Below are 22,815 nucleotides of genomic sequence, written 5' to 3'. Positions count from 1 at the left end.
TTTAACGATTGTGTCGCCTGTTCACCGCTAATTTAACTGCCGCGCCGTCTGTTGCTGCTGTGAGCTGCCTGCTCATTACTGATTTGTGGGGTTTTCAATGGTTAAGTCCCGAAGCGCGGGCCAGAGGGAGTGGGAGGGCCGGGGCCGGGAGGCGGACCTCCCGCGGCCTAAGAAGGCGCGGGCGGAGGCCCCAGGGATGGGTGCATGCCGTGCCGCCGATGGCCCCGGCCCTCCCGCGACCGGCACAGAACCGGTCTCAGAAAACCACTCAGCCCCCTCGACCGGCACCGGATCTGTTCCACTCAGCTCCCGCGACCGGCACAGAACCGGTCTCAGAAAACCACTCAGCCCCCGCGACCGGCACCAGACCTGTTCCACTCAGCCCCCACGATCAGCACAAAATCAGCACCAAACTGACGCCTGCCAACGCGACTAATCTAAATCCGCACCGTTACTGGCTATCACTTTCTTATACCACCAGAACGACTTCTTACGCGTACGTGCCAGCGTACCCTGACCGCGATCGTCACGCTCAACATACACAAAACCGTAGCGCTTACTCATCTCACCCGTAGAGGCCGACACCAAATCAATACAGCCCCAACTGGTATAACCCATAATCGGAATACCATCCTCGATCGCCTCCGCCATTGCACGAATATGCTCGCGCAAATAACTAATGCGGTAATCATCCTCAATCTCGCCCTGAGCATTAACCACATCTTTCGCGCCCAGCCCGTTCTCCACCAAAAACAATGGCTTCTGATAACGGTCATACATCATATTCATGGTAATGCGCAGACCCAGCGGATCGATGCCCCAACCCCATTCGCTGGCCTCAATAAACGGATTTTTCAAAGACTTAACAATATTCGCCGCACTGGTATTCTCGTTATTCATATCCGCCGAGGCGCAGCGCGAAGCGTAATAGCTGAAAGAAACGAAATCGACCGTATTCTTCAGAATCTCCTCGTCGCCCGGCTGAATCTCAATAGCGATCCCCTGCTCACGGAACATACGCTTTGTCCACGCCGGATAAGCGCCACGCGCCTGCACATCAATAAAAAACAGATTCTCCCGATCCTTCTCCAGCGCCGCCCAGACATCCTCTGGCTTACAGGAATAAGGATAAAAATTGCCGCCCGCCAGCATACAGCCGACCTGGTTTTGCGGATTCACCTCATGGGCAATCTTCGTTGCCAGTGCGCTGGCCAGCAGTTCATGATGCGCCGCCTGATATTTTACCTGCTGGGGATCCTCGCCCTCAGCAAATACCAGCCCCGCGCCGGAAAACGGACTGTGCAGCAAAATATTGATCTCATTAAACGTCAGCCAATATTTCACCAGTCCGTCAAACGCTTCAAAACAGGTGCGCGCATAGCGCGTAAAAAACTCCACCATTTTACGGCTGCGCCAGGAGCCATATTCTTTTACCAGATGCATCGGTACATCAAAATGGCACAGCGTCACCAGCGGCTCGATATTATATTTTTTGCACTCGTTAAACAGATCGCGATAAAACGCGATACCCGCTTCATTTGGCGTGAGTTCGTCGCCCTGCGGATAAATACGGCTCCAGGCGATGGAGGTGCGAAATACTTTAAATCCCATCTCCGCCATTAGCGCAATATCTTCTTTATAACGGTGATAAAAATCGATCGCCTCGTGGCTGGGATAAAATTCATCGTCACGCCACTCAAAGCGTGGCTGCTGACCCAGCTTCACCGCCAAACGATTGGCGCCGTGCGGGATCATATCCACCGTTGCCGCTCCTTTACCGCCTTCACGCCATGCACCCTCGGCCTGATTGGCTGCAATCGCGCCGCCCCATAAAAATCCTGCGGGAAATTTAGTTTCCATATGCATCCTCTGTTAATGCGTTTTAACGGCCTGAGAAGCAGCGGGCCAGGCGGCAGACTGTTCAGTTGTCTGCTCGCTTTTTTCCTCCACCGGAATATCCTCAAAGCCCAAAATCAAAGTAATAAAGAAGGAAAGCACCACCGCCAGCGCCATCACCGCAAAGACCCAAACAATGCTCATGGGATTCGTTGGATCAAAGAACTGTACGCTGGTAAACAGCCCCGGTGCTGCCATCGAGTGGCTTGCCAGTCCGGCAAAACCAGCGACCGCGCCGCAGATAAAGCCGCTGATCAAGCTGGCAATTAAGGGGCGTTTCAGCCGTACCGCCACGCCATACAGCGCCGGTTCGGAGATACCGGCGACTATCGCCGAGGCAGCAGCAGCCAGTGCAGTCTGGCGCAGCTCCGGGTTTTTGGTGCGCCAGGCGACCGCCAGCGACGATCCGCCAAGCGAAAGGTTAGCGCCGATTTCAGAGGGCATTACCATCCCCTCTTTGCCGGTTTCCGCGATGGTCTGAATAATGGTTGGCGTGAAGACGCGATGCATGCCGGTCATGACCAGCAACGGCCAGAGCGCGCCCATGATGGCGACGGAGAGCCAGCCAAGGTAGTGATGAATGGTGTACACCATCGCTGAGATGCCGCTACCGATCCAGATGCCAAGCGGTCCGATCAGCATGATGGCGATCGGCGCAGCGATCAGGACGATCAGCATCGGTTTAAGGAAGTTTTTCGTTACCGCCGGAGTGATTTTATCCACCCATTTTTCTATGTAGGAGAGGATCCAGGTCATGCAGAGCGCCGGGATTACCGTGTAGGTATATTTGACCGCCGTTACCGTTATGCCCGCAAATTCTACGTGTTGTCCCTGGGCGGCTTTCGCCATCAGGTCGACAAAGTTAGGATGCACCAGCACACCGGCAATGGCGATCGCCAGCGATATGTTGGTTTTGAATTTTATCGCGGCGGAGGCGGCGACCATGATCGGCAGGAAGAAGAACGCGCCGTCGCCGATGACGTTCAGGATCGCCAGCGTGGAGGATCCTTTGGGGAAGATGCCGGTCATGTCGAGGATCATCGCCAGCAGTTTTACCATCGATCCACCGATGATTGCCGGGATCAGCGGCGACATGGTGCCGATCAGCGCATCAAGGATCCCGGCACCGATGCGTCTGAAGGTGAGTTTGCCTTTTTGCGGATCGGGACGTTGCGCCTGTGCGCCTGCGGGCAGGAGTTTTAATACTTCAGCATAGGCCTGGGAGACGGTGTTGCCGATGATGACCTGGCACTGGTTATCGTTTTGCACCACGCCCATGACGCCAGGGATTTTTTTGAGCGTAGCCGCATCGACGCTGCGGTTGTCGTTAAGTACAAAGCGCAGGCGCGTCATGCAGTGGGTTACTGCCGCCACGTTATCACCACCACCAATCGCATCGACTATAGTGCGCGAGATTGCCGCGTAATTCTTTGACATGACTGTGAAACCTCTTGTTATGACGCACCTTTACCGTAGGGTTAACGGATTTTTTCTTTTTACTCAAAGAGTTGAGTAATCATAATAGCCAGAGCAGGCTTTATGATTTGGTCTGAAACAAAATAGGTAACCGGTTTCACATCAGATTGGTTATCGGTCATAACAAGATCAACTGATATCGCTTTTGGCGCTCAGGATTTGTGATTACGATCGTGCTGACTCCTTTCAGTTTATTGTTCAGGAATTGCGGCGCGAGGACTGAGTGAGTGTCTGAAACCGGTTCTGTGCCGGTCGCGGGGGCTGAGTGGAACAGATCCGGTGCCGGTCGCGGGAGGGCCGGGGCCATCGGCGGCACGGCATGCACCCATCCCTGGGGCCTCCGCCCGCGCCTTCTTAGGCCGCGGGAGGTCCGCCTCCCGGCCCCGGCCCTCCCACTCCCACTGGCCCGCGCTTCGGGACTTAACCATTGAAAACCCCCATAGATCAGTAATAGGCAGGCAGTTCACAATTACGGTAAGCAGCAACAGACGGCGCGGCAGTTAAATTAGCGGCGAACAGGCAACTCAGGCGTCCGGGAAGCGGCGGGCTGCACCGTATCTAAATCAGCGGCGAACAGACGACTCACTGGTACGGGAAGCGGCAACAGACGGCACGGCAGTTAAATCAGCGGCGGCAGGCGACTCAGGAGTCAGGGAAGCGGCGGGCGGAGCGTGGAGTAAAGCGTCCCGCGCCAGGGAAGGCGCGGGCCGAGCTGTCATGGATGACGTTTTTTGCGTCTTTACGGAACGGGCCGCCCGCCGCTGACGCCCCCGCAACTCTCAGCCCACACAACGCGCCGCTGACACCCCCACCCCCCCAGCCCACGCAACCGCGCCGCTGACGCCTCCACATCCCCAGCCCACGCAACCGCGCTGCTGACGCCCCCGCAACCCCCAGCCCACCACCAAACATAATCCGTAACCTTCACGCTAAAAATGTTTAGAATGAGCCGACAGGCCAGAACGGGGAAAATCGATGTCAACAATGCAGGAAGTGGCGAAAAAAGCGGGCGTCTCCAAAGCGACCGTCTCTCGCGTACTATCAGGTAAAGGATACGTTAGCGAACAAACCCGTAAACAGGTCTTCGCTGCCATTGAAGCCGCTGGCTATCGCCCTAACCTGCTGGCGCGCAACCTCGCCACCAGCAAATCCCAGTGCATCGGCATGGTCGTCACTAACACCCTCTACAGCGGCAGCTACTTCAGCGAAATCCTCTCCCAGGCGGCGAAAAAAGTAGAAGAAAGCGGTCGCCAGCTCATCCTGGTCGACGGCAAACACAGCGCGCAACAGGAGCGCGAAGCGATCGAATTCCTGCTCGACCTGCGCTGCGACGCGATTGTTCTCTATCCGCGCTTCCTCAGCATTGACGAAATGGATGACATCATTGAACAAACGCGCCAGCCCATCGTGGTGGTCAATCGTCGACTGCGTAAACATCACAGCCATTCCGTCTGCTGCGATCACAAAGGATCGGCCCTTAACGCCACCCAGGCGCTGATCGCGCGCGGCCACCAGCGGATCGCCTTCATCACCGGATCGATCGACTCTCCCACCGCCCTTGAGCGCCTCGCCGGTTACAAAGAGGCGCTGCGTCAGGCAGGCATCGCTGCCGATGCGCGACTGATCGTGGAAGGTAAATGGACGCCCGCCTGTGGAGCAAAAGCGGTAGCGCAACTGCTGGAGCAACAAACCGCCTTCAGCGCGCTGATCGCCAGCAACGACGACATGGCGGTGGGCGCGCTAAAACAGCTTGCCGTCGCCGGACTGGCAGTGCCGGAACAGGTCTCGCTGCTGGGCTTTGATGACATCCCCGTCGCACCCTTCTTACGCCCCGCGCTCTCCAGCGTAAAAGATCCGGTTACCGACATGATCCATGAAAGCATCAATCGCCTGATCGCCATGCTCGACGGCGGCGACATGCAACTGCGCAACGACTTTGTTTCCGGGTTGATATTGCGCGAATCGGTAAGCGAAGCGCCCGCGCCGGAATAACCGCCTGCTCCTGGCTGGCCCGGCAGCCTGCTGACTCTGTTGCTATACTCTGCATCACTTAAATGGGTGGAGATGACCTTTACAGGCATCCTGTTCGGGAAAAAGGAGTCACGATGCTGGTGCTGTGGAACACCCTGATTGTGCTGGCCACCGTCGCCGCGATGGAAATCATCGCTACGCTGGCGCACAAATACATCATGCACGGCTGGGGCTGGGGCTGGCATCTCTCGCATCACGAGCCACGCACCGGCTGGTTTGAAGTCAATGACCTTTACGCCGTGGTCTTTGCGCTGCTGGCGATTGCGCTGATTGCTATCGGTACTTCCGGCGTCTGGCCACTACAGTGGATCGGCGCGGGCATGACCCTCTACGGCGCGCTCTATTTCATGGTGCATGATGGTCTGGTGCATCAGCGCTGGCCGTTTCGCTACATTCCACGCCGTGGCTATCTGAAACGTCTCTATATGGCGCACCGCCTGCATCATGCGGTACGCGGCAAAGAGGATTGCGTCTCTTTCGGCTTCCTCTATGCGCCGCCGGTGGAAAAATTACAGGCCATCCTGCGCGAGCGAAACGTTAAAAAACCACGGACGCAAAAAACTACAGCTTCGCGTGCCCGCTCTTCCGACGCGGGCGCTGCCACAGCTCAGGAGAACGCGGCGGCGGATTCTCAACGCGAGAGCTGAGCGCCAGCGCCGCGCCCTTAATCAGCAAACCGATCTTCTCTGTGCGGCTGGTTCCCTGCCGCGTCTCCCAGGCGCGAGCGCCCGCCGCGCTGACCTTAACGCCAATCTCACGGTAAACCCCATGCGCCGAGGCTATCGCCCAGGCGGATCGCAGCGGCAAGCCGCTCAGTCCTGCCCGCGCCGAGTCGTAATAAGGCTCTGCCTGCGCGACCAGCCGCTGCGCCAGGTGCGCCAGATCTTCGCGCCGGGCCGGATCGAGAATATCGGCAAAACGCATCCCTTTCTCATCCAGCCACGCCTGCGGCAGATAACAGCGCCCCGCCTGCGCATCCTCAACGATATCGCGGGCAATATTGGTTAGCTGAAACGCCAGCCCTAAGTCACAGGCGCGATCCAGCACCGATTCGTCACGTACGCCCATTACCCGCGCCATCATCAGCCCCACCACGCCCGCCACGTGATAACAATAACGCAGCGTATCTGTGAAGGTCTCATAGTGCGTCTCGCGCACATCCATCGCAAAGCCTTCAAGATGATCAAAGGCCAGCTGCGGCGGGATGGTGTGACGGGTCGCCACCTCCTGAAAGGCGGCAAAGGCCGGCTCCTGCATCTCTGCACCGGCAAAGGCACGCTGCGTCTCGGTTTTCAGCATCTCCAGCCGCTGCGTTGCGCTGCCGCCGCTCGCTGCCGGATGATGAAAACCCAGCACCTGTCCATCAATCACGTCATCGCAATAGCGGCACCAGGCATAAAGCATCAGCGCGCTGCGACGCGTGCGGGCATCGAACAGCTTTGAGGCGGTGGCAAAACTCTTTGAGCCGACCGCCATGGTTTCAGTGGCGTGATCCATCAGCGTACTGTTCATCAACTCAGCGCCTCCAGCATCAGACCTGCGGTGGCTTTCGCCGAGCCGATCACGCCCGGTATCCCGGCGCCCGGATGCGTGCCTGCGCCCACCAGATAGAGATTGGGGATGCGGCTGTCGCGGTTATGCGGCCGGAACCAGGCGCTTTGGCGCAGAATGGGTTCGATGGAGAACGCCGACCCCTGATGCGCCCCCAACTGGTCACGAAAATCAAACGGCGTAAACATCCGGTGCGTCACCAGCTGATCGCGCAGGCCCGGCATATAATGCTGCTCCAGATAAGCAAAAATACGATCGCGCAGACGCGGCCCCTCTACCGTCCAGTCGAGATTTGCCGTGCCCAGATGCGGCACCGGCGCCAGCACGTAGTAGCTGCCGCAGCCGGGCGGTGCCAGCGAAGGATCGGTAACGCAGGGCGCATGCAGATAAAGAGAAAAATCCTCTGACAGCGCGTCGTGGTTAAAAATTTCTTCAATCAGCTCTTTATAGCGCGGCCCAAAACAGACGGTGTGATGCGCCAGCTGGCTGTGATGATGATTCAGCCCAAAGTAGAGCACAAACAGCGAGTTGCTCATCCGTTTGCGCTTCAGCTTTGTGGCGCGCGCCGCGCCAACCGGATGATGACCCAGCAGCTTTTCATAGGTGTGCACCACGTCGGCATTGGAAGCCACCGCTGAGGTGGCAAAACGTCTTCCGTCCGCCAGCTCGACCGCGCTGATGCGCGCGCCTTCCGCCTCCAGCTTTGTCACCTCTGCGTTCAGCTCCAGCTGACCGCCAAGATCCTCAAACAGCCGCACCATGCCCTGCACCAGCGCGCCGGTGCCGCCACGGGCGAACCAGACGCCCCACTCACGCTCCAGCGCGTGGATCAGCGTATAGATCGATGAGGTAGCGAAAGGATTGCCGCCCACCAGCAGCGAATGAAAAGAGAACGCCTGGCGCAGATGCTCATTCTCAATAAACTTCGCCACCATGCTGTAAACGCTGCGCCACGCCTGTAGCCTGGCAAGCTGCGGCCCGGCACGCAGCATGTCGCGAAACGACAAAAACGGCACCGTGCCCAGTTTCAGATAGCCCTCTTTAAACACTGCTTTGGAGTAATCCAGGAAGCGCCGGTAGCCCTCCACATCGCGCGGGTTAAAGCGCCGAATCTGCGCCTCCAGCCGCGCCTGATCGTTGTCATAATCAAAGCGGTCGCCCGTTTCCCAGCACAAACGATAAAAAGGCGTTACCGGCAGCAGATCCACATAATCCGCCATCTTTTTGCCCGCCAGGGTAAACAGCTCTTCGATGGCGCTGGGATCGGTAATCACCGTTGGCCCGGCATCAAAGGTAAAGCCCCGATCCTGATAAACATAGGCGCGACCGCCAGGCTTATCGCGCTGCTCCAGCAATAAAGTTGGGATGCCCGCTGCCTGCAGGCGAATCGCTAAGGCCAGGCCGCCAAAACCGGCGCCGATTACAATTGTTTTATTCATCACTGAAAGCTCGCAGCCGTGGAGTTTGTTTGAGTACGGCTCGCAGGGCTTCACCAACCGGAACCGGTGGCTTCCCTGTCAGGATCCGTGCCATGTCGATCAGCGTGAGTTGACCGGCGTAAAAGCGGGCGATAAGCCCCTGATTGAGTCGATAAAAGCGCTGCATGACCTGCCAGCGGCGCTCAGGACGTCCGGCCAGGAACAGCATGCGGTTAAGCAGGCGGAAAAAGCGCTGCCGCCGCCACTGCCGCTCAGCGTAATCCTGTATCAGGTGAAACAGCGCGGAGGAAGTCAGGTCGCGCTGCTGCGCAATCAGATCCGCCAGCGCTGCCGCCTGCGGCAGAGAGTAACCGGTGGTGGCGTGGAACAGTCCGGCACGCAGGCCGCTGCACGGCTGGCCCGCCTTCGCCTGCCAGAACGCGCGATGATGGCCCGCCAGGGTAATCGGCAGGTTGCCCTGCTCTTCGCGCTGTAGCTGCGCCAGCTTCCAGCCCTGCTGCTGCGCGTAATCACGGATATGCTGGCGCGCCCGATCGCTGCCCAGCGTGGCCCGATCGATATAGTGGGTATCTTCGATCAGCAGTTCGGTCGTGGAGAGCGGCAGCGTATAAACAAAACGGTAGCCCGCTGCCTGATCCACCGTGGCATCCATCAGAAGCGGACGCGTCAGCCCGTGCGGCTCGCTGAGCTGCCACTGCTGCCCTAAAAATGCCTGGAAGCCTGCCGTGAGATGCGGGCTGGGCTGATAGCCGCGCCCGTCGATCACCGCCGCCGCGCTGAGCCTCTGCCCGTCAGCCAGCGTGACCGATTGTGGCGTCACGTCACTGACCGCCGTCTGCGTCAGTAGATTATCGCCCAGCGCCGGTGCGATAACCGCCGCAAAGCGTTCTGAGGTAATGCTGAGATAGTCATTATCCAGCGTGCGGCTCAGCGCCGGAAAGCGCACGTCGTAGCCCTGCCAGCGGTGCGCTACCAGCGGCGACAGCCATTGATGCTGTTCGGGCGTGATATCGTCCTGATGGAACGACCAGGTATGGTTGCCCCCCAACTGCGCGCCCGCCTCCAGCATCAGCACATGCAGATCGGGCCGCTGCTGGTGCAGCCGCCAGGCGATAAGACCGTTAGCCAGCCCGCCGCCCACTAAAATCAGATCCCAGTGCGGTTTCATCATGCTGCCCCCGCCAGTACCGGACGCCCGTCGTCCAGCGCCTGCTCGGCGATTTGTGCTGCCAGCGCCGCGCCGCCTGCCTGCTGGAGCTGCGGCTGCATCGCCATCAGCCGCTGGCGATAGCCGTTGTCGCTTAACAGTGTGGTGAGGTGGTCTGCCAGCGTGTGGCTGCTGGCAAAGCGCGATGCCCGGCGGCCAATGCCGCAGTAGTCCACACGCGCCGCCACGCCCGGCTGATCGAAGGCCAGCGGGATCGCCAGCACCGGCGTGGCGCTGGCGATGGCATCCATCACGGTATTTAAGCCACCGTGGGTGATCACCGCCTGCGCCTGGCTCAGCACCGCAGGCTGATCGGCAAAATCGGTGACCTGCGCGCCGTATGCTGCCAGCTTCGCGGCCTGCGAGGCGTTCAGTCCGCCGCAGTGGGCAATCAGCAGCCGCACATTTATCTGCCGACAGGCCTGAGCAATCCGCTGAAATAAGCGATAGCGATGCCCCTGTAGCGTGCCCAGCGAAGCGAACACCATGGGCGGACTGGTCGCCGCCTCCGATGCCAGCGGCGCGGGATGCGCATGGCGTAGCGGCCCCACCGCATGAAAACAGTCCGGCAGCCAGCGAGGAAAATCAAACGCCGGCAGCGTCTGACTGATCTGCGCCAGCGGCGACAGACACTCATGCAGTGCCCGCCGCTCGCCCAGCCCCAGCGCGCGTGCGTGACGGGCGATCACCTCGCCCTGAGGGCGCATCAGCCAGTCATAAACGCGGGTGCTGGAGGCATAAAGCTTTTTGCTGCGCGCGTCGGTGGCGTAGTTAAACGGCATCACCGGCAGCGGGATGGTCTCGTCGCGATTCACCGGCAGCGCACAGGCCACCGACACGAACGGCAGCCCCAGCGCCTCGGCGACCAGCCCGCCCGCCGCCTCCATCTGATCGACGATCAGCCCATCCACGCCCAGTTTTTTTAGCGCGGCGGGCAGGTCGCGACACAGCATGTCGGTGGTCTGCGCCAGATCGTTGATTAACCTGAAGATGCCCAGCCCGGAAGGCTGCGCCGTAAGCTGTAGCGTGCGCGCCAGGCTGCCCGGCGGATGGCTGCGTTCGCCAACCGCGTAAAAGCCGATGCGCGCATCGTTAAGCAGCGTGCGCGCCTCCGCCTGTTGAATAAAGGTGATGCGATGCCCGCGCTCCAGCAGCTGTTGTGCCAGCGCTTCCAGCGCCCGCACATGACTGTAAAGCGGCGGTGCGATAATGGCGTAGTGACTCATTGATTGCGTACCAGCGTGGCCTGCCGCAGCGCGTTAAGCGTGGCGCTGCCGGTACAGAAGCAGGCTACCCGTAGCTGATCGATCACCACCTGGAAGTGTGCGGCCACTGCCGCGCTGGAGATGGTGGCGCTGCTCAGCACGCCCGCAGCCTGACCCACCAGCATTGCGCCCAGACGCAGCGCTTTCGCCACGTCGATGCCGTCACTAACGCCGCCCGATGCGATTAACGGCATCTGCGGCAGCGCCTGATGGAGATCGCTTAGCGCCTGTGCGGTGGGGATCCCCCAGTCAGCAAAGGCCATCGCTACGGCGCGGGCATGCGGCGTGGCGGCGCGTTCGCCCTCTACCGCCGCCCAGCTGGTGCCGCCTGCGCCTGCCACATCCAGCATTGCCACGCCCGCATCCGCCAGTTGGCGCGCAACCGTAACCGAGAGGCCCGCGCCCACCTCTTTTACCACCACCGGCACCGGCAGTGCGTTAACCGTTTTTCCGATAGCCGCCAGCACGCCGCGCCAGTCACGGTCGCCGCCGCTCTGCAACGCCTCCTGGAGGGGATTCAGATGGATAATCAGCGCATCCGCTTCGATCATATCCACCGCCCGGCGCGCATAGTCCAGCCCTTCCCGGCTGGCGATCTGCGCCGCGCCAAGATTCGCCAGCAGCGCGATATCCGGCGCGACCTGACGCAGTTCACGGGTCAGGCCCCAGTTATCAGGGCTTTCCAGCGCCACGCGCTGCGAGCCGACGCCCATCGCCAGCCCCAGCGCCTGCGCCGCCTGTGCCAGATGCAGGTTAATGGTTTTCGCCCGGCTGGCTCCGCCGGTCATGGAGCTGATCAGCAGCGGCGCATGCAGCTTTTTGCCGAACAGCGCGCTGCTTAAGTCGATCTCATCAAGGTTCAGCTCCGGCATCGCGCAGTGCTCAAAACGCCACTGCTCAAAGCCGGTCGCCTGTTTTTTCACGCTACGGGCCGCATTCAGGACAATATCCAGATGATCGTTTTTGCGTTGGGTTAGATCCTTCATTAACACTCCGGTAGCGATGAGATCCTGTTTTGGCTGAACAGCGCCATCTGTTTATCAAACCAGGCGTGCATAAAACGTCGCGTGGAGGCACCCCGATCGCAGGCGCAGGAGAGGTGCTCATCGGCGCTGCGCAGATGATCGTGCAGCCGCTGATGTACCGCTTCGGCTCCCAGCATCGCCACCAGCGTTGCTTTGCCGCTGTCTTTATTAATGTCTTTGCCTGTGCCGCTCAGGCCGTCGGCCAGGTCATCCATCAGCTGGAACGCCTGCCCCAGATCCTGAGCAAAACAGCGCAGCCGCTGACGTGCCTGCGGCGAGGCATTGGCGACGATCGCCGCCATTTGTAGCGTGGCATCGAACAGGCGGCTGGTTTTCAGTTCATTGGTAAGCAGGATGGTTTCGGCGCTGCGCGCTTCGCCGCTCTCATTAAGGTCAAGATACTGACCCTGCACCAGCCCTTGCAGGCCCACGGCGGTGGAGAGTTCGGCAACCGCCTCGGCTTTACAGGCGGGCGACAGCGATTGCGCCTCTGCCACTACGCCAAAGGCGCGACTGAGCAGCGCCACCGCCGCCAGGATAGCGACGTTTTCGCCATACTGCCGATGGATGGTCGGGCGGCCCCGACGCAGCTGGGCGTTATCCATGCAGGGCATATCATCCAGCATCAGCGAAGCGGCATGCACCATTTCCACGGCGCAGGCGAGGTCAAGCAGGCCGGGCTGTTCGATGTCACAACCTAAATCGCCGGCGGCCAGCACCAGCAGTAATGGACGCACTCGCTTACCCGATGCCAGCGTCCCTTCGCGCATCGCGCTGTAGACCAGATCCTGCTGCTCACCGGCAGGCAGCAGCTGATCGAGGCGGTGTTGCAGCGCTTCACGTAGCGTCTGCAGTTCATCTTCATGATTGGCGTTCATCGTTGCTGTCCCTGGTTCCTCATCGTAACTATGTCAACAGAAGATGCTGAATGCGCATGGTGACGGCAGATGGAGAGCCGCAGCGACCTGTATGACAGTGGACCAGAGGCAAAAACAGCCGCGGTTGCACGCGCATTTCTGCCTCGCTGTGTTTGCAAAGCGTAGCGCAATATCCAGAAATTTCCTTTTACGCAGCAATGGCATTACAACCTTTACATGCAGTTAACAGCCTTATGTCAGCAGCTGTTGCAGCAGCGCGATAACCTGCTGCACCTCGCTTTGGGTGAGCGCGCCATCTTTGGCAAAGCGCACCCGACCCTGCTTATCCAGCACTATTACCGCCGAGTCACCTTCGGTTAACTGCCAGGCGCGCCGAACCGCGCCCTCCTCATCCACCACGAACAGCGCGGTGGGCGTCTTCTGTTTGCTGCTTTCCAGGCTGCGTCGCACGAACATTGCGCTGCCGGGGATTGCGTCATCTGTATTAACGATAGTCGTTATCTGGAACTTTTCGGCGGGGAAACGGGCGTTTTCGATAGCGCCGATCACCGCCGCGTTGCGCTCTTTGGCGGAGAGGCGGCCCGCCATATGCAGCACCACGCCCACCTTGCCGCTGAGCTGCGCGCTGTTCCAGTTCTGCCAGGCGGGCTCGCCCTGTTGCAGCACCAGCTCGCCCCGATCCGTGACGCCAACCGGCGCAACATGCTCGCCGTCAATGAAGTTATGGGCTGAGGTAAAAAATGGCAGTGCGCAGAGCAGCAGCACAGGGAGACGCGGTGTCATGGGTTTCTCCAGGATTAAAAGGGAAGCTTCATGACTATAAGCAAAGGTGCCGCGTTTCGCCTGATGAATAGCCAAATAGTGATTTGCATATTATTGAACTGGCATGGTTGATTATGGGATGCTGTTACAGGTTGAGTTAACGCTTACTGTCCCGCTATCGCAGCATAATCAGGATACCCCATGCGCTTTTATCAGGCTGACCCGACGCTGGAGAACTACTGGCGTGGCGTGATCCTTTTTGGCAACAACGTCGCTTCCTATAAGTTCGCCCTCGCTCATGCGCTGTACGATTTGCATCCGCAGGGCCAGGCGCTGATCACCCTGGAGGCGCTGGCCGCCCCGTTCGCCCGCCATCTGTGCGCGCATTTACAGGATGCGCCGAAGCAGACCACCTCCAGCCGCAGCCAGTTTCTGGATGCCTGCATGCGGTTTAATCAGGGTGAGCTTAGCGAAGCGCAGCTCACTGAGATCACCGTAAAACGCGGTTTTGCCAACGTGATCGATGCTTTTCACCACGTGAACCGCGCCGAGATCGGCAAGCGCTTTTTTATTGATGAGCGTAAAACCGCTAAAGGCATCCGCCTGACCGATGATTTTTATCGCCTCACCGAGAGCCAGCAGTTCATGAATTTGATCCATGAGACCGATGCGCGCTGGAGGCTGGTAGAACAGGCGTGGGCGATGGGCGTTTCACGTAATCTGGTGGCGGTTGAGTATGACAGCGAGCAGCAGATGCTGTTTAGCCGCCCGCGCGACCGACGCATTAACATTACCAGCTGTCGCAACAGCCTGAACGGTTACCAGAAGGGCCGCTGTTTCTACTGCTATCGCGATATCAGCCTGACGCCCGGTGATGAGAACCTGGCGGACGTGGACCACTTTCTGCCGTGGAGCCTGCAGGATAAGGTGAGTAATATTAACGGCGTCTGGAACCTGGTGCTGGCCTGCCAGACCTGCAACCGGGGCGAGAACGGCAAGTTTGCGCGCATCCCTTCCCTGCGGCTGCTGGAGCGCCTGCATCATCGCAACGAGTACTTTATTAACAGCCGCCTGCCGCTGCATGAGACGCTGGTTAACCAGACCGGCAGCCAGCCCGCTCAGCGACACGCTTTTTTACAGCGAGCCTGGCAGACCGGCCTGAACACGCTGATCCATCAATGGGAGCCGGAGGCAGAGGGAGACGCGATATTCTGATGAGCATTAACTATTACCAACAGCATGCGCAGCGTTTTTTTGACGAGACGGTGCGGGTGGATATGTCAGCGTTACATGACCGCTTTCTGGCTTATCTGTCGCCCGGCGCGCGGATTCTGGATGCGGGCTGCGGCTCCGGGCGCGACGCCAGCGCTTTTCTGGCGCGCGGCTATGCGGTGGAGGCGTTTGATGCCTCATTTGAGATGGCGCAACGCGCCGCTGCCCTGACCGGCCTGCCGGTGTCGGTGATGCGTTTTGAGGATTTCAGCGCGCCTGCGCGCTATGACGGCATCTGGTGCTGTGCTTCGCTGCTGCACGTGGCCGAAGCGGATTTGCCGGCAGTGTTTGCCCGCCTGGCAAACGCGCTGAAGCCGAACGGGGTTTGGTATCTTTCATTCAAGCTGGGGCGCGGCGAACGCGAGAAGGACGGCAGGCGGTTTACCGACATGGACGAGGCGCGGCTACGGGAGCTGATGCGCGCGCTGCCCGAGCTGAAGGTTAAAGCACTGTGGCAGACGGCAGATAAGCGCGTGGGCCGGGATGAGGCATGGGTAAACGGGCTGGTGATGAAGGTGGGTTGAGCGGCGCAGGAAGCCTGCAGTATTGGGGGCAAGATTTAGTTTTTATGTTTTGTGTCACACGCCCCTCAATAAATATGTCTCGTTTGTTTCCTGGCCTGCCGGTCAATGTCAGCCTGACAATCTATATATTTATCTCTAAGTTAGTCGCTTACCCTGTTAAGGATATTGTCCAGATGCGCTGCAAGCTGGTGCTTCTGCAGATAAGCGTTGACCTCTCGCGCCCAGGCCTGGCCTTCGCCGAGAACAGCGCGGCAATGGGTTGAAGCATAAAAATAGCGTGTATCAAAAAGGTTAATCAGCGTCTGGTTGACGCCTTCAATACTGCACTGCGAATTTTTAAGCTGCTGCTGTTCCAGCGCCCGGATAATACGCGCCTGATGCTCAGGATCGGAGTGATACTCCCTTTCATTGAGTTCGCTCAGCACCAGGAACATTGGTGGAACGCCTTCTTCAATGGCAGCCTGCAACCGGTAATGTCCATCAAGGATCACGAATGATGCCAGGCCACCGATATACCAGACCAGCACCGGAGGCAACGTGCCCTCACGGCATTTTTTACGCCACCACTTCAGCCTTCCTGCATCGACGTTAATTGGATAGCGCCCGAGCAGCAGATTTCCGCCCCACCACCAGTCCACCAGCCTGACTTTTTCCGGGCTGGCTAAGTCAGGTAAATCTTCCCCATAAAGCATCCAGTCACAGTTGATATTGCCGTCGCTGGCGGGCGAGTGAAAGCGCCAGCTCTGTACGGGTCCTGGCTGCCGATAAGGATAAGGCGCGGTGGGTTTAACCGGCATCATTGGCCTGAGTAACCAACGACGAGCAGGTAGTAAAGGCGCTGGCGCATTCATTAGCTGACGAGCAAAGTAGCGACACCACTCCCCGGTCCAGCTATGTGCCTCTTTCTTTCCGATCGATTCGATATCGCCTGAGGTGACCGGAGGCAATAAGCTGCGCTGGTGAGGATGTTCGCTGTTAAACACCAACCATGCTCCGGAATGATCTTTCAGCATCGTGGCCCAGAACAGGGTCTCTTTTTGGAACTGGAGCGCCATACGTCCATGATGCCCGCTGAGCATTTCCATGGCATGTTCGGAGGCTGCCTGCTTCTGAACTGTCAGCTCCAGACCCTGCCAGGTATTGTTTCGATCAAGAAGATCTTTCCACCAGTATTGCGCCATTGGTTCTTCCCTGAGATTTGTCTGCGAAGAGTGTAAAACAGAATGGAGATACTGCCTATGCCAGATAATGGGGGCATTTTATCCGCTATAAAGGTTAAATTGCGTTTATCCCTTCTAGCGGTTAATGTGGATTTATCCTCTATAGAGGGTTTTATCTATATATCCGTTAGAAGGGATAATAATGAAAGTGACATCTCCGGCTTTATTGGCGAATGCGGTTAAAGACCAACGCAAAATTAACAAGTTGACTCAGGCAAAGACAGCTGAGCTTGTTGGGATCAAGCAGGCAACCGTCTCTGATTTTGAAAACAGACCTGAATCCACCAAATTGGAGACATTGTTCAAGATCCTGTCAGCTTTGGATCTGGAGCTACAGGTGGTGAAAAAGGGATCGACGCTGGATAAAGAAAAAATCTGGCCGAAGGAGTGGTAAAAGATGCGAAAACAAATACTGACCGTCGCAATGAATGGCGACGTGGTAGGCAACCTATACCGGGACGGCAGCGGTGCAATGTCATTTCAGTACGCCCCCGAATGGTTAGCTGAACCTGGTTCACGCGCAATCTCATTATCACTTCCTCTCCAGCACAGTAGACTCAGAGGAAAAGAGGTCTTCAACTTCTTTAGTAATCTGCTGCCAGATTCCGAGGCGATTATTACCAGAATGCAGTCGCGCTTCCATGTGGAAACGGCACACCCTTTCGATTTATTAGCCAGTGTCGGGCGTGACTGCGTAGGCGCTATTCAGCTTTATCCACCCGAAAATGAAATGCCCTCTGTAATGGAAATGCAGGCGGAACCGCTGGATTGCGCACAGATTGAAGCGCTGCTCGATAGTTATCAAATGGCGCCTTTGGGAATGGAAGAAGGTGCTGATTTTCGTATCTCATTAGCCGGAGCACAAGAAAAAACGGCTCTGCTCTGGTATCAGGGCCGCTGGCAAAGGCCGAAGGGCAGCACGCCAACCAGCCATATTTTTAAACTCCCGATTGGCAGAATAGAACAGAACAATATTGATCTGCGCGAAAGCTGTGAAAACGAATGGCTTTGTCTACGTATTGCCCGGGAATTCGGCTTTCCAGTGGCTAATGCAGAGCTGGCCATATTTGGTCAAAAAAAGGTGTTGATTGTTGAGCGTTTTGACCGCAGGTGGTCCCATGATGGCTGGCTGATGCGTCTGCCTCAGGAGGATTTTTGCCAGGCGTTAGGGATTGCTCCGGCACTAAAATATGAAGCGCACGGAGGCCCTGGGATCGCGGATGCGATGAAACTGCTGTTAGGCTCACGTTCTGCTACTCAAGACCGCGCAATGTTTTTTAAATCGCAGATCCTCTTCTGGATGCTGGCCGCTATAGATGGTCACGGGAAGAATTTCAGTTTGTTCATCGAGCCAGAAACATCGTTTCGTATGACCCCCTTATATGATGTTATGTCCGCGTTCCCACTCTTTGAAACGGGTGGTATACCTCGAAAAAAAGCAAAAATGGCTATGGCATTACAAGGGAAAAATCGGCAGTATCATTTCGCGATGATTCAGCCGCGTCATTTTATTAGCACCTCCGCACATGTTGGATTTTCTCAGAATCTTGCTTCCAAACTCATGCAACAGATGGCTGTGCGTACAGAGGAAGTCATTGCTAAGGTTGCGACAGAGTTACCCATAGATTTCCCTGAACATATCAGCAGCGCTATATTCAATGGTTTATCCAGCCAGGCGGCGCGGATAATCAGAGGATAAATATAGGTAGCTCTGGGCTGAGAGTATGAATAAGAGAATTTATTAGTGCAGGGTGGAGACGATAGGGAACGTTGCCTCATTATTTGCTGAATTAACTGGAGTCAGCTGAATTCGCATCAGGATAAAAATATCAAATTAAATATTAAATAACCTGACATGACTAACCGAGGTTGTATCTAATATTGGGAAGAGCAATTTCTACCGAATAAAATTAGTAGTAATTAAATAATTTTCATAGTGTGGCGTAGCGATGTCGTAAGCGACCAAATAATGCTTGCCTGGATTAAACGTATAGTTAAAAACCGGCAGGCATTCGCCTTTAGCTGTATAAATCGGTTTATTATCAAACTGCTTGATAAATTTATCGCCTGTATCGCTGTAAATCTGTATGGCGGTGATTTTCTCTCCAGCGTTCATTTTTGATGCAATACACACATGATTGTCTTTAATTGTAGTCGTTGTGCTAACGCGTGGGGCGGCTCTGTCACCCTGCCCAGGGCAGCCTGTGAGGAGTAATACTGCTGTTAATACCAGGAATTTATTCATAGTTGCCTTAGTTCCTGCCGGTAACAATTTTTTGATAAAGCGAAGCTATATCGCGCAGGTTATCTTTTCCTTTATATCTTCCTGCACGCCCGGGTTGCTGATAATAATGCCATGTATCGATTCTGATACTCAGTTATTTAGCACCTTTGTCAACTCCACTTCCCTCGTGGTGGCGTTAAAGTACAGATAGAAAAGATCTCTATTTGACTGATCTGATTTCGACCAGATCTCCTTTTCACCCAAGCTACGTTTTTCCTTTGCGTAACCCAGCTTTTCAAGGTAATAGCGTAACGGTTCTGTCCCGGTAGCCCCTTTAAAGATAATACTACTCGAAGGCGCGTAACCATCGCCGGGGTGCGACTCGAAATAGAAATCGTCCGTTATACGTGGGGCGTTTTCAATGTCCTTGTCCGTCAGAGTGTGGTAGTTGAAGAAATCATTCTCTTTGTAGACTGTTGTTTCACCAGTGCCAGACGCAACGAGCCAGACAAACAGCCACACGAGAATAAATACGGTGACAGCTAACAGGGCGCACCACTTCAAGACTTTTAACAGGATTGTCATTTCTTCGCTCCCACGAAAGAGAGCGATGTTCCATCATTTGTAATGACTTTAACCATCCCGGATGTAAAATCGTCCCACGGTTTAAGCCATGTCATAAAATGAGGTAGGTTCACTGCGTACGGCTGGTGACGCATACAAGCATCATCAGGATCAGGAAATAGAATCGGACGGAATCCACGGTTTTTATGAGAGCCAATCGCCCCGTAGTAATCCCAGCGGCGGACGGCGGCATCATAGCTCACGGGTTTGAGCCGATAACCATACCGACCCGGTATGATAGCCCGATAGAATCCGAACAGGTCAGAAACCAAGTCCTCACCACTAAAGCCGCTGTCGGTATACCACGAGAATGACCGCAAGCTTTGCAGCCCTTCAAATCTGGATGCGGTGTTCATCATCATAGCCAGCATGATCCTGTTAATATCTTCGGTGCTCCGGCCACGCTTAATTTCCCAGCGAGAGAATTTTCCGACACCAAGCCGCGATGTAAACTTGATGATACCCATATCCTGCCGATACATGACTAAATAAGATGGCTTACCGCTACGCTCCCCCTCAACGAATTGATGTCTAAGCGCAGCCACGTCATTGCCACGGGCATGTCCCATATCAACCCAGCCCAGCACTTCGGTGTAAACTATCCCCCTATCGAGTACGTCAAATAACGCCCCATCCTTTATCTCTCTTCTGGTGCTCACGCTTTGATCTCCTTATCGACTCTGGCCGCCAATGTTATAGCCTGTTTTTCAGTCAGTCCAGACAGTGGACAATAAAGCCTTATTGCCTGTTGGTGGTAAGACAACGTGCGGAGCCGTCAGGCGACAACATCAGGGATATGTCAGACAGTGAAATTTATCAGGATGACCATGTACCCGAAGGAGCGAGGCCGAACCGCTGGCAGAGCTTGCATGTGATCTGCAAGTACCTTGCTCCGCTGCACTTCGCAAGGAGCGTACCACCATAAACCTGTTTATTCCCTGCAACGTCATCTCGACGTGTGGCATAGGGGGAGCATCGGCGAAAAATGCGCTTCACTGTAAGTGTTTGGTATGCAGTTTAGAGACGGCGGCGCGTCTTCCGGCTTCAAAGGGAAATGCGATACAAGGTTGAGCCCGTAACTATTTGCTACTGCGTGCTAACATACCAAAGCCATTAACAAACACAGTGGCTTTTATACGTGATGAAGAATTAACTTTTTCTAATGATCAATGAGACAGGGCTTTAACATTAACTAATTGATTTAAAAATAAAGTACTGAATGCGAAGGCCGGGCTCGAATAACCAATTAAACTATTGTTTTATACTGTAATTACAACAATTAATTTATTGAATGCCTCCTTTTGTGCCCCCTGGTTTTTTTAAGCGATCGTCTGCTGCCAGATGCTCTATACAATTGAAAAACACCCTTTTAGCAAACTTTTCGGCTTATAGGTTAGGATCCGATGAACGGAACCTAACCGAAGAATGTGCTTTCCGACAGGGAGATGTTGTCAAACTGATTAGCTGAAAAGCCAACGACCAGCTTTTGCTGATTCAATGAGCATACGAAGCGTCAGAGGCTTTGGTTCAACACTGGGGACTTTATGAGATTTAGGTCTTAAGAAGTTAGGCAGCAAGCCTTTTTCATAAGGCCAATATGCAATGAAGTCGAATTCGCTATTATCAACGTTAAAACGTTCAAAATAATCCTTCATAATTTCATCACCTGTTTCCCTGGCCCAGGGATATTTTCCTGTCGAGAGGCTGGTTTCAAGCGTTAACTCAGGCTTTTCTCTTGAGAAAAGGGGTTTAGAATTATAGTTATTGTCATACCATTCCAAAACAGCGCTTTCTGTCGTGTCTTTTACCATAGCTTGTCATCTTTCTTTGCAATCAGGTTATAGTTATGGTTCGTTTTCCATGCGATTTGAGCCACATCAGTCATTATAAAACCTATCCCAAGTATAGGTATCCAGCGTCCAGCAAAAGCACCCAAGTTAGTAACGTAAGTAAACTTTAGCCGTTTAATGCTCTCAGTTGTGAGGGTGTGTAACCATCCCGCATAATCATCCCATTCACATTCAGAGATCTTCCGGCATACTCACTCTGCCAACGAAGGTGATCGCTATGCGTAAAGCCCGTTTTACTGAGCATCAAATTATTACTGTGATTAAGTCAGTTGAAGCCGGACGAACAGTGAAAGATGGCTGCCGCGAGGCCGGAATCTCTGAAGCCACGTACTACAACTGGAAGTCTTAATACGGTGGCAGGGATACCCGTGGAATCACAACGGATCCAACGTATTTACTGTCTGCTGAAGCTGAATTTTCGTTGTAAAGGCAAACAGCGTCTACCGGTGCGTAACCCATCTCCGCTGGCTACACTGTTTCTATCACTTTTCCAGCTGTATGCTATGCGAGAAGTTTATCCTATATATTGTTATATTATTTGCCATTTAAGATTCTTACCCCTGATATCTCAGCAAAATACGGATTTCTACGCAAGGAGAGCGAAAATGACATTTCCAAGGCAGTTTTCAAAGGATGTTCCGGATTACGGCTTTGCCCGTAGTCTTGGTCTTGCCTCAGGCGGTGATATTGATTTTACTGCTCTGGCCAGCCAGCTGGACTGTAGCCGGAACTTGAGTCAGGTCGGAATTATTTATTCAGACGGTGCACGCCAGTGGTTAGTAAGACCATCAAGGCGGATCGCGACACCAAACGAAAGTTCAGTAAGTCATGTAGTGGTAACAAAAGTTAACCCCTCATTGAATAATCCAGTTCAGGCAACGACTAATACAATACAGTCGCCATCATTAGCGACTGAAATTGGTTCGACGGCGATCTCTTGCGGGGCCGCAATTCTCACTGTCGTGCTTGCTGCGGGTGCGGGAATGGCGGTTCCTCTCACCGCAGGCACTTCTGGTGCAGTTGCCGCTGTGATTATCGCTGGTGGTGTAGCGACAGGAATTCAATGTGTAAATGGAATCGGTCGGCTTTCGCTCATTACCATGAATCATAATGACTATGTCGTATGGATGGATTCTCAGGAGTGGTACACGGCAACGAGTACTGTTCTTGATGCGATTTCTCTTGCCGGGGCGACTGCAGGTCTAAAAAGCGCAGCATTAACTTACCGACTGCTTAATCGTTCGACGTCTGAGAGTTTACTCTCTCTACTGCAAAAAATGAGCCGAGCCGATCGCACCCGATTGACAGAAGAACTTATTCGTATCCGAAATCCTGGCATTTCTAATGCAGGTATAAAAGCGGCATTGAAAGCTGGCGTTTACCCTAAACGTTATCCTTCAGAAGCATTGCAGTTGCTCTTACAACGTGAGTTAATGAATGCCATTGCAAACTCGTCGGCATTTGTCGGTAGCGCAATCTCGGGTACTATCAGAAACCCTCAGAATATTACGCAATCCGGTAAATATATTTTTGGTTTGATTCAGTCGTTCTCATTTACAGGAAGTTATTGA

The 22,815-nt window shown here is 55.3% G+C and carries 21 protein-coding genes and 3 pseudogenes; 9 read left to right on the top strand and 15 right to left on the bottom strand.

All coding sequences use genetic code 11. The annotated features are described in order from the left end of the window. Positions 1-432: 432 nt before the first annotated feature. Positions 433-1,860 carry a 6-phospho-beta-glucosidase gene (locus ACQE32_RS17300; protein WP_427022160.1) on the bottom strand — a complete coding sequence of 476 codons (1,428 nt, stop codon included), beginning with the start codon at positions 1,858-1,860 and terminating at the stop codon, positions 433-435. Positions 1,861-1,872: 12 nt separating this feature from the next. Next, positions 1,873-3,333, bottom strand: coding sequence for a PTS cellobiose/arbutin/salicin transporter subunit IIBC (ascF, locus tag ACQE32_RS17295; RefSeq protein WP_427022159.1), 1,461 nt, complete (start codon positions 3,331-3,333; stop codon positions 1,873-1,875). Between the two features lie 1,014 nt (positions 3,334-4,347). Between ascF and ACQE32_RS17290 the strand changes: the two genes are divergently transcribed. Together ACQE32_RS17290 and ACQE32_RS17285 are read left to right on the top strand one after the other, a co-directional pair. After that, positions 4,348-5,364, top strand: a complete 1,017-nt coding sequence (locus ACQE32_RS17290) for a LacI family DNA-binding transcriptional regulator (RefSeq protein ID WP_250651677.1) — start codon at positions 4,348-4,350, stop codon at positions 5,362-5,364. A gap of 113 nt (positions 5,365-5,477) precedes the next feature. Continuing rightward, positions 5,478-6,050, top strand: coding sequence for a sterol desaturase family protein (locus tag ACQE32_RS17285; RefSeq protein WP_427022158.1), 573 nt, complete (start codon positions 5,478-5,480; stop codon positions 6,048-6,050). On the opposite strand, the gene crtB is transcribed toward ACQE32_RS17285, so the two are convergent. From crtB to ACQE32_RS17250, 7 genes are all read right to left on the bottom strand, one after another. After that, positions 5,965-6,915 (bottom strand): 15-cis-phytoene synthase CrtB, encoded by a 951-nt coding sequence (gene crtB, locus ACQE32_RS17280; protein WP_427022157.1) that lies wholly within the window; start codon positions 6,913-6,915, stop codon positions 5,965-5,967. The two genes, ACQE32_RS17285 and crtB, sit on opposite strands and share 86 nt — an antisense overlap. After that, complete coding sequence (locus tag ACQE32_RS17275) at positions 6,915-8,393, bottom strand: phytoene desaturase (protein WP_427022156.1); 1,479 nt, start codon at positions 8,391-8,393, stop codon at positions 6,915-6,917. The genes crtB and ACQE32_RS17275 overlap by 1 nt, the downstream gene beginning before the upstream one ends. After that, complete coding sequence (gene crtY, locus ACQE32_RS17270) at positions 8,386-9,561, bottom strand: lycopene beta-cyclase CrtY (RefSeq protein WP_427022174.1); 1,176 nt, start codon at positions 9,559-9,561, stop codon at positions 8,386-8,388. Before crtY ends, ACQE32_RS17275 begins: the two co-directional genes overlap by 8 nt. Further along, positions 9,561-10,826, bottom strand: a complete 1,266-nt coding sequence (locus ACQE32_RS17265) for a glycosyltransferase (RefSeq protein ID WP_427022155.1) — start codon at positions 10,824-10,826, stop codon at positions 9,561-9,563. Before ACQE32_RS17265 ends, crtY begins: the two co-directional genes overlap by 1 nt. After that, positions 10,823-11,851 carry a type 2 isopentenyl-diphosphate Delta-isomerase gene (fni, locus tag ACQE32_RS17260; protein WP_427022154.1) on the bottom strand — a complete coding sequence of 343 codons (1,029 nt, stop codon included), beginning with the start codon at positions 11,849-11,851 and terminating at the stop codon, positions 10,823-10,825. The genes ACQE32_RS17265 and fni overlap by 4 nt, the downstream gene beginning before the upstream one ends. Beyond that, positions 11,851-12,768, bottom strand: a complete 918-nt coding sequence (locus ACQE32_RS17255) for a polyprenyl synthetase family protein (protein WP_426974777.1) — start codon at positions 12,766-12,768, stop codon at positions 11,851-11,853. The genes fni and ACQE32_RS17255 overlap by 1 nt, the downstream gene beginning before the upstream one ends. 231 nt (positions 12,769-12,999) lie before the next feature. Further along, positions 13,000-13,551: a YtfJ family protein gene (locus ACQE32_RS17250; RefSeq protein ID WP_427022153.1), complete on the bottom strand. Its 552-nt coding sequence runs from the start codon at positions 13,549-13,551 to the stop codon at positions 13,000-13,002. Positions 13,552-13,731: 180 nt separating this feature from the next. On the opposite strand from ACQE32_RS17250, the gene ACQE32_RS17245 reads away from it, so the two are divergent. Together ACQE32_RS17245 and ACQE32_RS17240 are read left to right on the top strand one after the other, a co-directional pair. After that, positions 13,732-14,745: an HNH endonuclease gene (locus tag ACQE32_RS17245; RefSeq protein WP_427022152.1), complete on the top strand. Its 1,014-nt coding sequence runs from the start codon at positions 13,732-13,734 to the stop codon at positions 14,743-14,745. Next, complete coding sequence (locus tag ACQE32_RS17240) at positions 14,745-15,326, top strand: class I SAM-dependent methyltransferase (protein ID WP_427022151.1); 582 nt, start codon at positions 14,745-14,747, stop codon at positions 15,324-15,326. Before ACQE32_RS17245 ends, ACQE32_RS17240 begins: the two co-directional genes overlap by 1 nt. 140 nt (positions 15,327-15,466) lie before the next feature. On the opposite strand, the gene ACQE32_RS17235 is transcribed toward ACQE32_RS17240, so the two are convergent. Beyond that, entirely contained in the window at positions 15,467-16,507 is a 1,041-nt protein-coding gene (locus tag ACQE32_RS17235; protein ID WP_426974781.1) for a hypothetical protein, read from the bottom strand. Positions 16,508-16,688: 181 nt separating this feature from the next. Between ACQE32_RS17235 and ACQE32_RS17230 the strand changes: the two genes are divergently transcribed. Together ACQE32_RS17230 and ACQE32_RS17225 are read left to right on the top strand one after the other, a co-directional pair. Then, complete coding sequence (locus ACQE32_RS17230; RefSeq protein ID WP_426974782.1) at positions 16,689-16,940, top strand: helix-turn-helix domain-containing protein; 252 nt, start codon at positions 16,689-16,691, stop codon at positions 16,938-16,940. Between the two features lie 3 nt (positions 16,941-16,943). Continuing rightward, complete coding sequence (locus ACQE32_RS17225) at positions 16,944-18,245, top strand: type II toxin-antitoxin system HipA family toxin (protein WP_427022150.1); 1,302 nt, start codon at positions 16,944-16,946, stop codon at positions 18,243-18,245. Between the two features lie 198 nt (positions 18,246-18,443). Here ACQE32_RS17225 and ACQE32_RS17220 read toward each other — a convergent pair whose 3' ends face one another. The 5 genes and pseudogenes from ACQE32_RS17220 to ACQE32_RS17200 form a co-directional block, all read right to left on the bottom strand. Next, positions 18,444-18,791 carry a putative T6SS immunity periplasmic lipoprotein gene (locus ACQE32_RS17220; RefSeq protein WP_427022149.1) on the bottom strand — a complete coding sequence of 116 codons (348 nt, stop codon included), beginning with the start codon at positions 18,789-18,791 and terminating at the stop codon, positions 18,444-18,446. Between the two features lie 129 nt (positions 18,792-18,920). Beyond that, on the bottom strand, positions 18,921-19,355 hold the full coding sequence (locus tag ACQE32_RS17215; protein ID WP_427022148.1) for a hypothetical protein: 435 nt from the start codon (positions 19,353-19,355) through the stop codon (positions 18,921-18,923). After that, positions 19,352-20,053, bottom strand: coding sequence for a hypothetical protein (locus tag ACQE32_RS17210; protein WP_427022147.1), 702 nt, complete (start codon positions 20,051-20,053; stop codon positions 19,352-19,354). Before ACQE32_RS17210 ends, ACQE32_RS17215 begins: the two co-directional genes overlap by 4 nt. 801 nt (positions 20,054-20,854) lie before the next feature. After that, the gene (locus tag ACQE32_RS17205) at positions 20,855-21,205 is read right to left on the bottom strand and encodes a DUF1493 family protein (protein ID WP_427022146.1); all 351 of its coding nucleotides are present in this window, start codon (positions 21,203-21,205) and stop codon (positions 20,855-20,857) included. Beyond that, positions 21,199-21,381, bottom strand: a pseudogene (locus tag ACQE32_RS17200) (STM2901 family protein); the annotation flags it as partial. The gene ACQE32_RS17205 and the pseudogene ACQE32_RS17200, both read right to left, overlap by 7 nt. An 80-nt stretch (positions 21,382-21,461) precedes the next feature. Here ACQE32_RS17200 and ACQE32_RS17195 point away from each other — a divergent pair. The 3 genes and pseudogenes from ACQE32_RS17195 to ACQE32_RS17185 all read left to right on the top strand — a co-directional run. Beyond that, positions 21,462-21,590 (top strand): annotated as a pseudogene (locus ACQE32_RS17195) (transposase); the annotation flags it as partial. Positions 21,591-21,595: 5 nt separating this feature from the next. After that, positions 21,596-21,717: pseudogene (locus tag ACQE32_RS17190) on the top strand (IS3 family transposase); the annotation flags it as partial. Positions 21,718-21,849: 132 nt separating this feature from the next. Then, the gene (locus ACQE32_RS17185; RefSeq protein ID WP_427022145.1) at positions 21,850-22,815 is read left to right on the top strand and encodes a hypothetical protein; all 966 of its coding nucleotides are present in this window, start codon (positions 21,850-21,852) and stop codon (positions 22,813-22,815) included.

Origin of the sequence: Pantoea sp. FN0302, from assembly GCF_050113775.1 — a bacterium.
Taxonomy (GTDB): domain Bacteria; phylum Pseudomonadota; class Gammaproteobacteria; order Enterobacterales; family Enterobacteriaceae; genus Mixta; species Mixta alhagi.
This window is presented reverse-complemented; position numbering and strand designations above follow the sequence as displayed.

Coding starts and splice junctions, on each gene's coding strand:
- ACQE32_RS17255 (WP_426974777.1), bottom strand. CDS start 12,768: ATGAACGCCAATCATGAAGATGAACTGCAGACGCTACGTGAAGCGCTG.
- ACQE32_RS17215 (WP_427022148.1), bottom strand. CDS start 19,355: ATGACAATCCTGTTAAAAGTCTTGAAGTGGTGCGCCCTGTTAGCTGTC.
- ACQE32_RS17225 (WP_427022150.1), top strand. CDS start 16,944: ATGCGAAAACAAATACTGACCGTCGCAATGAATGGCGACGTGGTAGGC.
- ACQE32_RS17275 (WP_427022156.1), bottom strand. CDS start 8,393: ATGAATAAAACAATTGTAATCGGCGCCGGTTTTGGCGGCCTGGCCTTA.
- ACQE32_RS17245 (WP_427022152.1), top strand. CDS start 13,732: ATGCGCTTTTATCAGGCTGACCCGACGCTGGAGAACTACTGGCGTGGC.
- ACQE32_RS17250 (WP_427022153.1), bottom strand. CDS start 13,551: ATGACACCGCGTCTCCCTGTGCTGCTGCTCTGCGCACTGCCATTTTTT.
- fni (WP_427022154.1), bottom strand. CDS start 11,851: ATGAAGGATCTAACCCAACGCAAAAACGATCATCTGGATATTGTCCTG.
- ACQE32_RS17265 (WP_427022155.1), bottom strand. CDS start 10,826: ATGAGTCACTACGCCATTATCGCACCGCCGCTTTACAGTCATGTGCGG.
- ACQE32_RS17220 (WP_427022149.1), bottom strand. CDS start 18,791: ATGAATAAATTCCTGGTATTAACAGCAGTATTACTCCTCACAGGCTGC.
- ACQE32_RS17235 (WP_426974781.1), bottom strand. CDS start 16,507: ATGGCGCAATACTGGTGGAAAGATCTTCTTGATCGAAACAATACCTGG.
- ACQE32_RS17205 (WP_427022146.1), bottom strand. CDS start 21,205: ATGGTAAAAGACACGACAGAAAGCGCTGTTTTGGAATGGTATGACAAT.
- ACQE32_RS17300 (WP_427022160.1), bottom strand. CDS start 1,860: ATGGAAACTAAATTTCCCGCAGGATTTTTATGGGGCGGCGCGATTGCA.
- ACQE32_RS17285 (WP_427022158.1), top strand. CDS start 5,478: ATGCTGGTGCTGTGGAACACCCTGATTGTGCTGGCCACCGTCGCCGCG.
- ACQE32_RS17290 (WP_250651677.1), top strand. CDS start 4,348: ATGTCAACAATGCAGGAAGTGGCGAAAAAAGCGGGCGTCTCCAAAGCG.
- ACQE32_RS17185 (WP_427022145.1), top strand. CDS start 21,850: ATGACATTTCCAAGGCAGTTTTCAAAGGATGTTCCGGATTACGGCTTT.
- ACQE32_RS17240 (WP_427022151.1), top strand. CDS start 14,745: ATGAGCATTAACTATTACCAACAGCATGCGCAGCGTTTTTTTGACGAG.
- crtB (WP_427022157.1), bottom strand. CDS start 6,915: ATGAACAGTACGCTGATGGATCACGCCACTGAAACCATGGCGGTCGGC.
- ascF (WP_427022159.1), bottom strand. CDS start 3,333: ATGTCAAAGAATTACGCGGCAATCTCGCGCACTATAGTCGATGCGATT.
- crtY (WP_427022174.1), bottom strand. CDS start 9,561: ATGAAACCGCACTGGGATCTGATTTTAGTGGGCGGCGGGCTGGCTAAC.
- ACQE32_RS17230 (WP_426974782.1), top strand. CDS start 16,689: ATGAAAGTGACATCTCCGGCTTTATTGGCGAATGCGGTTAAAGACCAA.